The sequence below is a fragment of the Kitasatospora sp. NPDC058032 genome, from assembly GCF_042885845.1.
GTDB lineage: Bacteria > Actinomycetota > Actinomycetes > Streptomycetales > Streptomycetaceae > Kitasatospora.
Genome location: NZ_JBHVRK010000007.1, coordinates 324,443 through 338,604, shown reverse-complemented (window position 1 = coordinate 338,604; position 14,162 = coordinate 324,443). Strand labels below are relative to the sequence as shown.

8 protein-coding genes (1 of these 8 cut by a window edge) are annotated in these 14,162 nt (G+C 73.9%); all 8 read left to right on the top strand.

From position 1 onward, the window contains the following. The first annotated feature begins 18 nt into the window (after window positions 1–18). Complete coding sequence (gene eccB / locus ACFVUH_RS14840) at window positions 19–1,485, top strand: type VII secretion protein EccB (RefSeq protein ID WP_387913506.1); 1,467 nt, start codon at window positions 19–21, stop codon at window positions 1,483–1,485. Between the two features lie 130 nt (window positions 1,486–1,615). Beyond that, window positions 1,616–1,975, top strand: a complete 360-nt coding sequence (locus tag ACFVUH_RS14835) for a hypothetical protein (RefSeq protein WP_355365372.1) — start codon at window positions 1,616–1,618, stop codon at window positions 1,973–1,975. A 45-nt stretch (window positions 1,976–2,020) separates the two neighbouring features. Next, window positions 2,021–2,329 (top strand): hypothetical protein, encoded by a 309-nt coding sequence (locus tag ACFVUH_RS14830; protein ID WP_387913504.1) that lies wholly within the window; start codon window positions 2,021–2,023, stop codon window positions 2,327–2,329. A gap of 5 nt (window positions 2,330–2,334) precedes the next feature. Continuing rightward, window positions 2,335–2,733, top strand: coding sequence for a hypothetical protein (locus tag ACFVUH_RS14825; RefSeq protein WP_387913503.1), 399 nt, complete (start codon window positions 2,335–2,337; stop codon window positions 2,731–2,733). Window positions 2,734–2,830: 97 nt separating this feature from the next. Beyond that, window positions 2,831–4,996, top strand: a complete 2,166-nt coding sequence (locus tag ACFVUH_RS14820; protein ID WP_387913501.1) for a hypothetical protein — start codon at window positions 2,831–2,833, stop codon at window positions 4,994–4,996. An 80-nt stretch (window positions 4,997–5,076) separates the two neighbouring features. Beyond that, window positions 5,077–5,517: a YbaB/EbfC family nucleoid-associated protein gene (locus tag ACFVUH_RS14815; RefSeq protein ID WP_355365360.1), complete on the top strand. Its 441-nt coding sequence runs from the start codon at window positions 5,077–5,079 to the stop codon at window positions 5,515–5,517. After that, window positions 5,510–5,824 (top strand): hypothetical protein, encoded by a 315-nt coding sequence (locus ACFVUH_RS14810; protein WP_355365357.1) that lies wholly within the window; start codon window positions 5,510–5,512, stop codon window positions 5,822–5,824. Before ACFVUH_RS14815 ends, ACFVUH_RS14810 begins: the two co-directional genes overlap by 8 nt. A gap of 57 nt (window positions 5,825–5,881) precedes the next feature. Then, window positions 5,882–14,162, top strand: partial view of an EndoU domain-containing protein gene (locus ACFVUH_RS14805; protein ID WP_387913499.1) — the beginning only. Its footprint extends 19,142 nt past the window's final position; 8,281 of the gene's 27,423 nt are visible here — the first part of the coding sequence; its start codon is at window positions 5,882–5,884; the stop codon falls past the right edge of the window.

The following is a 14,162-nucleotide window of genomic DNA, read 5'->3' as shown; positions in this document are numbered from 1 at the left end:
GCGAGGAGGACCACCGCGATGCAGTCCCGACGCGACCAGGTGCAGGCCCACCTGTTCGTGATGAGCCGGGTCGCCGCCGGCGTCCTGCGCGCCGAGCCGGACGCCCCCGACACCCCCGTCGGCCGGACCAACCGCGGCGCCGCGATCGGCCTCGCCGTCGCCCTGCTGATCGGTGCCGGAGCCGGCGTCTACGGCCTGGTCAAACCCGGCGGCGCGAGCGGCTGGAAGCAGCCCGGCACCCTGGTGGTGGTCAAGGAGAGCGGTGCCCGCTACGTCTACGCCGGCGGCCTGCTCCACCCCGTGCTGAACGAGGCCAGCGCGCGGCTGCTGGCGGGCGACCAGCTGAAGGTCGACCAGGTCTCGGCCCGCTCGCTGGAGGGCACCGGGCGCGGCACCCCGGTCGGCATCGTCGGCGCCCCCGACGGCCTGCCCGCCGCGAACGCCGTGGGCGGCGCCGACTGGCTGCTCTGCAGCATGCGGACGGTGGCCGCCGGGACCGGGGCCCCGGCGGCCAGGCCCGCCCCGCAGCTCTCGGTCGCGATCGGCACCCGGCAGAGCGGCCGGCCGGCCGGTGAGCAGGGTGTCCTGGTCGCCGGGCCGGACGGCGCCGTCCACCTGCTCTGGCACGGCCGCCGGTTCGCGGTGGACGCGGCGGGCGGCGCGGTGCGGGCGCTCGGCTACGGCTCCGTCACCCCGGTGCCGGTCACCGCCTCCTTCCTGGCCGCCTTCCCCGCCGGACCGGATCTGCGCGCCCCCGACGTGCCGGGGCGGGGCAAGGAGGGCCCGGCGCTCTCCGGCCGGCCGACCCGGGTCGGCCAGCTGTTCACCGGCACCGGCGAGGAGCGCTACCTGTTGGCCGAGCAGGGCCTGGTGGCCGTCACCCCGACCCAGTTCGCCCTGCTGCTGGGCGATCCGCGCACCCAGCAGGAGGCCTACGGCAACGGCCCGGTGACGCCCGCGCCGGCCGGCGCCGCCGACCTCGCCGCGCACACCGCGCCGGCCTCCGCCGCGGCGGCCTTCACCCCCGAGGGCCTGCCCGGCCGGCCCCCGGCGCCGCTGGCGCCCCGGGGCGAACAGGCCCTGTGCGCGGCGCTGCGGCCGGCCGACGCCGGCGGGGAGCTGGACGTGTCCGTCCTGGACGCCGCCCCGGTGCTCGGCCTGCCGCCGGTGCTCCAGCCCGGGGTGCTGCCCAGCTGCACCCCGGCCGACCGGATCGCGGTGCGCCCCGGCGGCGGCGCGCTGGTCCGGGCGCTGTCCGGGGCGGGCTACGGCGGCACGCTGTACCTGGTCACCGACGCGGGCGTGAAGTACCCGCTCGCCTCGCCGGCGGTGGCCGAACGGCTCGGCTACCCGAAGGCCGCGCCGACGGCGGTGCCCGGGCGGGTGCTGTCCCTGCTGCCGACCGGCCCCAGCCTGGACCCGGCACCGCTGGCGGGCGGCGTCGTCCAGCCGGCGGTGACCGGCGAGGGCCACTGCACGCGCTGATCCGGGACGGCGCGGGGCGGGGTGAACCGCCGCACCGGGCCGTCCCGTTCACCCTGGCGGGCCGGCCCGACCGGCCCGCGGCGAATCCCGCCGGCCGGGAGCGGCCGACGGCACCGGAGGAGGTACGCACGTGGCGCAGCAGACGACGGTCAGCCAGCAGGTCCTGCAGGACATCAGGACCCAGGTCGAGCAGAAGTACGCGGCGATGAGGACCACCGCCACCTACATCGAGGACATCAACACCGCCATCCGGGAGAGCTTCGAGGGCGCGGCCAGCACCACCTTCCAGAACAACATCAACGCCTGGCTGGAGCAGTACGCGAAGGTCAGCCGGGACTACGACGCCTTCCACGGGAAGTTCGGCGACACCAGCCAGATCTTCTCCACGACCGGTGACCACACCCTGACGGTCGCGACCAACAGCCTCGGCGGCGAGCCGGGTCCCGCGGCCTACGTCGAGGGCGTCCTGAACCCCGGCTCGGCCCGCTGACCTCCGTACCCACCCACCGACCGCTCGATCAGAAGGGGACCCACCATGGCCGAAGGCCACATGTCGCTGCACTACGCCGGCATCGACTCCGCGATCAACGATCTGGAGACGCACGCCAAGACCATGCACGACCAGATGGAGGACCTCAGGTCCTACCTCAGCAGCAAGATCAACGTCGAGCTGGTGGGTGACTTCTCGGTCGCCGCGGGCACCCTCGCGACGACGCTCCACAACGCCGACGTGGCGATGGGCGGAAAGATCGTCAACGCCCACAACGCGCTCACCGAGATCCGCAACGCCATCAAGGACGCGGACATGCGCGCGAGCACCCACTTCGACCACGTCCAGGGCTGACCGGCGTGGCGGACGAGGGGAACGGGGACAACGACGGCGGGACCGTCACGATCACCGACGGCTTCCTGGCGAAGTTCTCCAGCACGACCATCAAGGCGTTCCTCGACGACGTCAAGACGTCCCTGCCGGTGCGGGAGCTCAGGGCCTACGCCGACGGCACCACGCCGTTCCTGACGGGCAACAACTCCGGCAACTTCACGGCTCCGGGCACGCTGGCCACCACGCTCAAGGCCTATGACGACTCGGTCGCCAAGATGCTCGGGACGGTCGTCGGCCAGTTCGAGACGCTGATCATCGATCTCCAGCTCGCCGACCGCTACCTGAACAACGCGCTGGACGACTCCCTGGACTACGCGCAGTTCATGAAGCTGGCCGGGCGGACGCTGAACCCCGGCACCAAGTAATCCGGCGGGGGATCCCCCGCCACCACCGCGGAGTCGGCCCGGGAACGGGCCGGCCCCGCGCCACGTCCGGTCGGGCTCGGCCGCGAGAGGGGATGCCATGGGGCACATCTGGGAGGACGCGCTGACCTTCCTCGGGTCGACGGCCGACGCGAAGCCGGCCACCCGCGAGTCGGTGCGCGACGACGAGAAGCCGTGGCTCAAGCCGGGCGACCGGAAGCACGAGGCCGTCGACGGCTGGCAGGGCGTCAAGGGTGACGGCAGCCAGCTGTCCCTCGACAGCTGGGTGGCCTGGTACTTCACCTACACCATGAGTACGTCGAAGGTGTACCACGCCAGCTACGTCGTCGGCACCAACATCCACTACCCGAACCTCGACGGCGCGGGGGCCAAGTTCGCGGCGTGGACGGGCAGCAGGGCGCCGCTGGAACGCTTCATCGACGGCACGATCAAGGCCAACGACCGGCTCGACCCGGCCGGCTTCACCAAGGCGGCGGACAACCTCCGGGACTTCACCTACTTCCTCGACGGCTGGATCACCAAGATCGGGACGGACTGGGTGAAGGGCATCGGGGAGGAGGGCGGCGACTGGCAGGGCAGCGCGGCGAACGCCCTGCGCGCCCTGCTGCTGGCGTTCCGCAACGAGATCGACGCCGACAACCGGATCATCCGGATGGCGGACGTCGGCTCCTACCTGACGCCGTGCAAGACCGCGGTCGAAACACAGATCGCGGCGCTGTGGAAGGGCTTCCAGAACTGGTGGGCGTCGCCCCTGGCCTGGCCCACGAACGCGGTGACCCAGGCGATCCTGGACGGGCTCAAGGGCGGGACGGTGACGGTCGACCTGAAGGACCCCAAGTCCCCGGCGTGGCAGCACTGGGACGAGAAGACCAAGGGCACGGGCGACGACATGGGCAGTATCGGCAGCGTCGACAGCCTGACGTTCACCCTGAAGGGCGCGGCGTTCGGCGACCCCGCGACGGTCGAATTCTGGACCCAGGTGGACAAGCGGGCCCGGGAGGTGTGGGTCGCCAACGTCGTGACCCACCTCGACAAGGCGGCCGACGACGCGCTGAGCGCGATCGGCGTGGCCTACGGCTCCGCCTCGGGCGCCGCCGCGCCGCTGAAGCCGTTCCCGCTCATCATGCCCGACCCCAAGCAGCCGGCGAAGGACGATCCGACGAAGGACCCCACGAAGGACGGGGCTCCCGACATCAAGGACATCGGCGGCGGTCCGGACACCAAGGACGGGGGCCCCGACGTCAAGGACATCGGCGGCGGCCCCGACATCAAGGACATCAAGGGTGTCGGCGGCGGCAGCGGAGGCAACAGCGGCAACAGCGGCACCACTCCGCCGAACCTCAACCTCGGCAACAGCGGCACCACCCCACCCAACCTCAACCTCGGCAACAGCGGCACCACCCCACCCAACCTCAACCTCGGCAACAACGGCACCACCCCACCCAACCTCAACCTCGGCAACAACGGGACCGGCAGCAACGGTCCCAACCTCATCGGCAATCCCTTCCCCGACCTCAACACCGGTCCGCTGCCCGACAGCCTCCTGCCGGGCAGCACCGGCTCGAACCGGCCCGTGGTCGTGCCCCCCAACTCCGTGATCACCAAGGACGGGCGGATCGTCGACGAGAGCGGCAACCCCGTCCTGGACGCCAACGGCAACCCGATGGTCGCCGGCCCGGGTTACACCATCGGCCCGGACGGCATCCTGCGCGACGGCCAGGGCAACACCGTCTCGCAGTACCGGCAGCTGCTGGCCGACCGCTACTCCGCGGGCAGCGACGACAGCGGCGGCGGTGACAACCTGCTGACGCCCAACAGCTTCGGCAGCGGCGGCTTCTCCTACAACACGATGGGCCTCGGCACCGGCGGCCCGGGCGGCGGAAGCTCGCTCGGCCTCGGCGGCGGCCCGATGCTCGCCGGGATGGGCGGCGGCCTCAGCAACCGGGCGCTGGCCGCGGGCGGCGACCCGTCCGCGACCAAGGCCGCGGTCGACCAGGCCAACGCCGAGCGCGTCGCCGCGGAGCGGGCCGCCCGCGCCGCGGCCCAGGAGCAGGCCGCCCTGACCGGCCGGGGGACCGCCACCACGTCCGGCGGGATGCCGATGATGCCGGGCGGCGGCATGGGCGGCGCCGGCGCGGGCGGCGCCGGCAACGACAAGGACCGCCGCCGCACGACCTGGCTGGCCGAGGACGAAGAGGTCTGGGGCACCGACTCCGGTGCCGTGCACGGCGTCATCGGACGCTGACCGCAGCCGGGTGCCGCCCCGTCCGGCGGACCGGGCCGAACGGGGCGGCACCCACCACGAGGAGAGACGAGGAACAGCGCATGAGCAACCCGTTCGCGGACCAGATCGCCCAGGCGATGGCGGACATGCAGACCGAGCTGGCCAGGGCCGAGGCCATGCAGCAGGAGATGAACGAGCTCACCGGCTCGGTCACCTCCAAGGACCGGATGGTCACCGTCAAGGTCGGCTCGCAGGGACAGGTCGTCTCGATGACCTTCCACACCAACGACTACCGCGACATGGCCCCCGCCGAGCTCGCCAAGGTCCTCACCGACGTCCTCAACGAGGCCCGGGCCGACGTCGGCCAGCAGGTCGCCGAGCGCATCTCGCGCTTCGACGGGATCGGCGAGACGCTGCGGCTCTCGATGACCGGCGGCACCGAACTCGACGAGATCCTCGAACCGCTCTGGGCGATGCGTCCGGGCCACGACGCCGAGGAGCGCAGGAAGAAGACGGACCGCCAGGAGGAGTTCCGTGGCTAGCCAGAACACCACCGAGAAGACGGCGATGCTCAGGAAGAGCTTCGCCGAGTTCTTCGAGCTCAAGGGCTTCGTCGCCCAGCTCACCACCGAGGCCGAGCACATCAACGAGATCAACCTGAGCGTCGGCGGCAACGACGACATCGGCATGCAGTACCACGCCCAGGTCGACGACGGCACCAAGAACCTCTACGAGCTGCTCCTGAGGATCGGTTCCACCGTGGGCTCGGTCGGCGAGAACGGGGAGCTCCTCGCCGTCACCCTCGACCGGGCCGGCGACCACGCGAACGACCTCGCCAACGGCTTCTGATCCACCCGTAGCCGACGGCCCGACCCTACGCACAACCGGAAACGGCAGGCAGTTCCCGTGGCGCACTCCTCGATCGAGGTCAACGAATCGACCGCACGGTTCTTCACGATCATCACCGGCATGCCCTGGCCGGAGATCAAGGAGGGGGACCTGCGTGAGGTTCGGGACGCCTACGAGCAGCTGCACAAGGAGCTGCCGGAGCTGCGGGCGCTGATCGAGAAGGTGGCGATCGCCTGTGCCCGGCAGTTCAAGGGCCAGGCCGCCACCACGTTCGCGTACCAGATGAACGCGTTCATCGGCCGCTCCGGCACCGGCGGGAAGGCCGGGGAGGACTACGTCTCGGCGGCGGCCAAGACCGCCAAGGCGCTGGCGGACTGCGCCGGCGACGTGGCCAACGCGGTCGAGTACACCAAGTGGATGGCGATCGCCCAGCTGGTGCAGCTGCTGGTCGAGATCGCACTGGCGATCTTCTGGGCGCCGTTCAGCTTCGGCACCAGCCTGTCCGGACTGGTGCTCAAGAAGCTGCTCACCAAGGTCGCGCTGACGGCCCTGATGAAGTACCTGCTCAAGACCATCGCGATGCACACCTTCTCGGGCATCGTGGGCGGTCTGCTGATGGACGGCATCATCCAGAACCTCCAGATCGGCCAGGGCAACCGCAAGGAGATCGACAAGGAGTACACCAAGCAGGCGGTGCTCTTCGGCGTCATCGGCGGTGTCCTCGGCGGCCCGCTCGACCTGCTGGGCCTGGGCCTGGGCAAGCTGCTGGGACGGCTGCTCGGCAAGAGCGGCGGCCGGCTGATCGCGGACCAGCTCGCCGACTACCTGGTCGACGGCGAGCTGAAGAGCCTCAAGGGGACGCTGAAGACCGCCGCCGAGGCGGCCGCCGCGTCCGGCGAGAAGGGCGCGCTCGGCACGATCGGCAAGGAGACCTCGAAGGGGCTCGCCGACGAGGCCCTGAAGAAGGCGCAGGCCACGGCGTTCGCCCGGGACCTCGGCAGCCTCATGGAGGCGTCCGCCGAGCAGCTGCAGGCGGGTTTCGGGAAGACCGGCAAGGGCACGCTCGGCGCCACCTTCGTCAAGGAGATGGAGAAGACCTTCGTCAAGCACCTCGGCGAGCAGCTGGGGAAGAAGGAGGCCGCGGCGCTCGGCCGCGAGCTGGGCGAGAAGTTCGCTGAGAAGTGGGTGGGCAAGGCCCAGCAGAGCGTGCTGTCCCGGGGCGCGGCCAGCGAGGGCCTGAAGGAGGCGCTCGGCGATGTCCTCGCCCAGGAGCGCAACGCCGGAAAGGCGTTGACGGAACATCAGATCGCCGCGCTGGGCAAGCACCTGCCGGACCTCGCCGACGGCCTGACGCAGGGCAACAAGATGTTCCAGCTCGGACTGGCGCTGGGCAACTACATCCAGTCCGGCACCCAGAACGTGCTCAGCGAGGGCTTCTACAACCTCATCTTCGGCGAGAACCACGAGTTCACCGTCACCGCGGGCAGCTTCGTCGGCGGCATGATGACCGCGATGATGGGCCACGTCCTGCACCTCGGCACCTCGCCGCTGATGCACGGTTACGCCGACCTGGTCCAGCGCACCCAGTTCCAGGCCGTCAAGGAGGGCGCGGGCAAGCACTTCCCGCTCTACCACCCGATCAGCTTCGCCGCGCTCGCCAGTATGGCGTCCGGCAAGATCGTGCCCTTCCCGGTGCCGCGGATGGGCCACCCGGAGGCCTTCGAGTTCGCCAAGAGCTTCCGGATCGACTCGCTGGAGGACGTCGCGAAGGGCCTGTCGCACGTCTCGGGCCTGGACATCAAGACCCCGCCGGCCGACCGCGAGGTGGCCGAGTGGATGCAGCAACTGCTGCCCTACGTCGACTTCCTGGCCGAGGAGCGCGGCGGCGACCACCTGTCGTTGGCCGAGACGCTCACCCGCACCGTCGGCGGCAGCACCGACACCCTGGTGCCGGCCGACCACGAGACCGCCGGCGGGGCGGCCAAGAAGGGCGGGGCGAAGGCCGGGGACGGGATCGCCCCCGCGACGCCGGCCAAGGTCGAGTCGCAGGGCACCGCGGCCGCCGCGCCGAAGCCCCGTCCACAGGACTCCGAGCACCCGGCGCCGGACCGCAGGCCCGCGGAGGCGCCGGGCCAGGAGGCGCCCCGGAAGAGCACCCCGGGCCGGCAGCGTCCGACGCCGCCCGTGCCGACCGAGTCCGGCGGCGACGGGCTGGGCGCCCCCCGGAACCGGGGCGACGGGACGAACAACGCGCTGACCCCGAACCGCACCAGCACCACGACGGCGACCGCGAGCGCGACGGCGACCGCGACCGCCTCCACGCCGGGCGGCACCGTCGGCGACCGCGGCCGTCCGACGCCGGTCGCCACCACCTCCGGCGACCACCGGGCCCCGGCGCCCGATCCGGCCCACAACCCGGCCCACACCCCGACGCACAGCCCGGCCCCCGACCCCGACCTGCCCGCCGCGCCGCGCCCGCCGGCCGGCACCGACGAGGCCGGCCGGAGCCCCCTCCAGGAGCCCTCCCTCCGCCCGCCGCGCCAGACCGAGAGCATCGCCTCGGTCCTGCTCGGCCAGGACACCCCCCGCAACCGCGCCACCGACGACACCGGGGAACCGTCGACGCCCGCCCCCCGGGCCGACGACACCACGACGCCGCCCCGGACCACCGGTGACGACGAGGTGCTCCCGCAGCAGCCGGCGGACCAGGGGCTCCCGCCGAACCCCGTGCCCCCGCACGAGCCGGGCGCCCCCGCGTCGAACCCCAACTCCCTCACCGAGCTGCAGCCGAACCCGGCCTCCTGGCGGGTCAACCCGCCCGCCGGCCCCCGGGCGGCCGACGAGGCGCCGTCCCCGCTGCGCTCGTACGAGGTCCGCCGCGGCCGGCTGCTGAACGGCGACCCGGTCACCGAACTCGTCCTGCGACTGCACCTGGACGCCTCGACCGTGCCGCCGCAGGAGGGCGGGCGGGTCACCGCGCTGCGCGACCGCGTCAACCGGGCCGTCGCGCAGGCCTACAACGGCGGACACCGGCTGCCGGACGGCAACCGGCTCCAGGTGCGGGTGGAGTTCGTCGACTCGCCCGGCGCCGCCGACCACACGGTCCGGGTGCACCCGGGCACCGTCCGCCAGGACGAGGCGAACTGGGGCCTGCGGGCCGGCCGCGAGGTGATCGGCCACGAGCTCGGGCGCGTCCTCGGCCTGCACGACGGGCCCCGCGAACTGCACCGCACGCCCGACACCGAGCACACCGCCACCGACTGGCCGCGGCGGCTGCGCACGGTGGGCGCGACCATCGACGAGGCTTTCGCCCCCGACCACGCCCCCGACCACGCCCCCGCCGAGGCCGCGGCCCCGCCGCGCATCACGGACCAGGTCCGGGACGCCGCGCTGTACGGGCCGGACGGCGAGACCGGCACCGGCGGCTCGCTGCTGCGCCCCTCCGTCACGGAGGCCCACGCCGGGCAGCTCCGCACCAACGCGAACGAGACCGTTCAGCTGCCGGACCCCGCCGGAGGCGGCCGGACGTTCTTCCCTCGGCACTGGACCACCGACGAGATCGTCTACGCCGCCGAGCAGGCCCACCTGGACTCCCGCCGGCTCGGCACCGACGCCGCCTCGCCGCTCTGGATCGGCGAGTACGCGGGCGTGCTGATCACCGGCACCCAGCAGGACGGCGTGATCACCGGATTCCGGCCGCACCACGACCAGGGCGGGGAACTCCCGCCGCCCTACGCCCCGCAGCGGCCCCACCCGCGGGAGCGCACCGACCTCGGCGGGCCGTCCGCCCCGGGCGACCGGCAGTCGCTGCGCCCGGTCCACCACGGCGTCGACGAGACGGCGGGGGACACCCACGGCGTCCGGACGGAGCCGCTGGGGGCGGCGCACCGCAACGGGACCCGCCGGGCCCACACCTGGTACCTGGACCCGTCGGTGCCGCCGGACTCCCCGCTCGCCGACTTCCCCAGCCGCTGGCACCGCTCCTCGGACGGGCCGGCGCCGCGGCTCTACCCCGACCACTGGACGCGGCAGCGGACGACGGAGACGGTGGAGCGCGCCCTGCTCGACGGCGGGACGCGGCGCGAGGTGCTGCTGGAGGACCGCCGCACCCGGCACGTCGTCACCGAGGTCGAGGGCGTGTGGGTGGAGGGCCTGGTCCGGGACGGCCGGGTGCTCGTCCACCGGCCGACCGACCGGCAGCCGGAGTACACCGGCGGCACCGTCCACCGCTGGGGCGACGCCCCGGTCCTGGCGCACTCCGAGCCGGTCACCCGCCCCGTGACCGAGGGCGGTCCGGAGGTGACCTCCCGGCGGGTCGTGTTCGCCACCGGCGACGAGGGCATCGAGCTCACCGTCCGGCTGCACCTGACGTCGGACGAGGGCATGACGGCCGCGGACGTCACCGCGGTCCGCGAGCGGCTGCAGGCGGACGCCGACGAGCTGGTGCGCGGCCGGGACCCGTACACCCCGGTGTCCCTGCGGCTGGAGTTCACCGACGATCCGGCCGGGGCGTTCTCCAGCGTGCGGCTCGCGGCCGGCGAGCCGCCCGTGCTGGACCGGCACCTGGGTCCACTGCTGCGCCGGGTGGACAGCGTCGGCCTGGAGACCGCGGCGGCGACCCTCGCCCCGCCGCCGGGAGCCGGCCGGCACGCGCTGCCGCTGCCGGAGCCGGTGGCCGGCAGCCTCCGCGTCCCCGGCGCGGAGGACCCCGCCGGGCCGCCCGGCTCCACCGACCGGATGGCACAGCACCTGCCGGTGATGCGGGAGGCCTTCACCGACGAGGCGTGGGAGCGGCCGGTCCAGGGCGTTCCGCCGACCTGGACCGCCGAGGAGGCCCGGTACGCGGCCTACTGGGTCGCGGCCAACGGCGTGCCGGACGCCCAGGGCCTGGTGCGGGGCGAGTTCGCGGGCCGCCCCCTGCTGCTGCTCCTGGACGGCGACCGGATCTCGCACTTCCAGTTCTCCCTGCTCGGGGACGGCGGCCGGACGGCGCCGCCGCCCGGTGCGCACCGGGTGCTCGCCACCGCGGAGGTCCGGCCGCCCGTGGACGCCTTCACCCAGGGGCTCTCGGGCCGCCGCTGGCAGTCCTTCGAGGCCAACCGGGTCGCGCTGCCGGACGGGGACACCGAGACCGTGCTGCGGCTGCGGATCCACCTCGACACCGCGGACGTGTCCGGACTGTCGGCGGCGGACCGCGAGGCCGGGCTGCGCACCGTGCGGCTGCGCGCCGTACAGGGCGTGGACGAGCAGTTCAACCGGGGCCAGCGGCTGCCCAACGGCGACCTGCTGCGGGTCGAGGTGACCTTCGTGGACACCCCGGAGGAGGCGCACCACACCGTCAGCCTGCATTCCACCCTGGACCGCGAGGACCACCTCAACTGGGGCCTGGGGACCGAACGCCGGACCATCGCCCACGAGCTCGGGCACGCCCTGGGCCTGCCGGACGAGTACCGCGAGGCGGCCCGCGGTCCGCGGCCCGTCCACCTCGACGGCGGCCTGATGGCCAGTCAGCTCTCCGACGGCTTCGGCCGGTTCATGGTCGACCGGGACACCCTCGGCGAACCGGTGCGGATCCACCCCGCGCAGGGCCTGCCCGCGCGCTACCTCCGCGACCTCGGCGCGGTCGTCGACTCCGCGTTCGGCACGACCACCGCTCCGCTCACGCCCGGCGGCCCGCCGCCGCGCGCGCGGTTCGGCGAGGACGCCCTGCGCACGGCGCTGCACGGCGGCCCGGACGGCACCGGGGGACACCTGTACCCGGGGCCGGGGTCGAACCGGCCGCGCCCGCAGGTGGTCGAGGGCTCGGAGCACCGCAATGGCACCTTCCGGGTCTCGGAGACCGAATCGGTGCCGGTGCGGCGCCTGGAGTCGGCCGGCGACCTCGTCGTGGGCCGGGCGGGCGAGCCGCGGAACCGGACGCGCACCCTGTTCCCCCGGCACTGGACGTCCGACGAGGCCGTGTACGCGGCCGAGCAGGCCTACCACAGCGCGCTGCGCACCGGCCGGGTCTCCGAGCGCAACGGCGTGCACCACTGGACCGGTGAGTACGGCGGGGTGCGGATCGAGGGCGAGGTGGTGAACGGGGAGTTCACCGGGTTCCGGCCCGCCGACAACCAGCACCGGATCGCCGCCCCCGCCTTCGAACCGCCGAGCCGCGGCTTCCAGCGGTTCGGCGAGCGCACCGAGGACCACGCCCTCTTCGGCGACCGGCAGACCCTCACGGGCGTCCACCGGGGGACGACACAGACGGTCGCCGTGCAGCACGGCGTCATGGCGGAGCCTCTGCACGAGGTGCACGACAACGGCACCTACCGGGCGCGGGTGTGGTTCCTCGACCCGCGGGTCAGCCCGGGTGCGCCGTTCTCGGCCCTGGACTCGCGCTGGTTCCGCCGCGCGGACGGCGACACCACCGTGATGTACCCGGACGCCTGGTCGCCCGGCGACATCCTGAACGCCGTCCACGACGCGTACCAGGGCCGGCACGACACCCGGCTGCTGCCCGACGGGACCGAGTCCTGGACGGGCCGGCACAACGGTGTGGTGATCGAGGGCCTCACCCGCGACGGGGTCCACCTGGCCCACCGCCCGTCGCTCGACCAGCCGATCTCCCGGTGGCGGTCGGAGGACATCGTCGAGCAGTCGGCCCCGCGTGCGGTGGACTTCGGCGGCGGGTTCGTGACGATCGTGCGGCACGTCCGGTTCGCCGACGGCCAGTCCGGTCTGGGGCTCATCACGCCGGTCCGGGTGCGCTTCGGGGCGGACATGTCGCCCCAGGACCGGGCCGAGTACCGGGCCGCCCTCCAGCACCGGGTCGACCAGGAGCTGGTGGGCCTGCGCGACTCCCGGGGCGCGCTGGTCCGGGTGATCGTCGACCTCGTCGAGAGCGACCACCCGGGTGCCCCCGTCGTGAGCGGCACGCGGGTCCCGGGTCCGCGGACCCTGCTGCCCGAGCTCATCGGCGAGCACGCCCCGCGCGCGGACGTCGTCGAGCACGCGCGCCGGTCGGTGCCCGCCGAGAACTGGACGGCCACCGGCCGCCCCGCGGCACCGCCGCTGCGGGAGCCCGGCACGCCCGGCACCGACGAGCGTCCGGCGACGGTCAGCCGGACGGCGACGCGCGAACGCGACCTGGAGCGCCACTTCGCGCTCGGGGACGGCTGGACGCCCCCGGACTCCGGCCTGCCGACCGTGTGGACCCGTCAGGACGCCCTCGGATTCTTCCGGGACGCGATGCGGAACGGCATCCCCTTCACCTCCGACCAGCCGCAGCCCGCGGTGCCGCCGGGCCACACCGCGCACCTGGTCGAGTACCGGGGAGCCCAGGTGCGGCTGGTGCGGAACGGGCAGCGGGAGGTGGTCGGCGCCGAGGTGCTCGGCGGCATGGACTACCCGTCCTGGTTCGGCTTCCCCGTGCCGGAGCCCGTCGCGCGGCCGAACGCCCTGAGCCGCCCCGGGGCGGACGGGCACGGCGAGCCGCCGGCGCCCGCGCACACCGGCGACGCCGACCTCCCGGCCGTCCCGCAGCCGCAGCCGCACCCGGACGCCGAGGCGCCCGCGCAGTCGTCGGCGGCCGACACCACGACCGCCGACACCGCGGCGGCCCCGGCGAACGACACCGCCCCGCCGCAGGCCCCGGCCTCCGCCTGGCAGTTCCCGGGCCCGGGCGGCGACACGGCGGTGGATCCGCTCCGCCCGCCCCGCGTCTCGGGCGACCTGCGGCAGACGGTGCTGTCCAACGGCACGGTGCGGGTGTTCTCCGGGCTACGGTCCCCCGGCATCGAGCCGGGCGCGCCGATCGAGGCCTTCCCCTCGCGCTGGCACCGCCCGCTCGGGGACGCCGGCACCGTGTACTACCCGACGTCCTGGACCGCCGCCGACCTGGCCGTCCACGTGGACACGGCGGTGCGCACCTCGCAGCTGAGGAGCCGGCAGCCCGACGGCTCCACCCTGGTGGTCGGCGAGTCGGACGGCGTCTGGATCGAGGCCGTGTTCCGCCCGGACGGCAGCCTGCAGGCCCACCGTCCCTACCCGTGGCAGACGGACGCTCAGCACGCCGAGGGCGTCGACGTCCAGGTGCCCGAGCTCGGACACGTCCGGATGCGCCGGGACCGGATGGCCGACGGCACGGAGGTCCTGCGGGTCACCGCCCGGGTCCGCTTGGTGGGCGACGAGCAGAGCGGCCCGGCCGACCTCTGGCAGGCCCGGACGGCCCTGGAGGACGACGTCGCCGGCTATCTGGCCGGCCACCAGGACTTCAGCGACACCCGGCTCGACTTCCGGCTGGAGTTCACGACCGACCAGGACGCCACCGAAGTCCGGATCGGCCCCGGCGCGGACC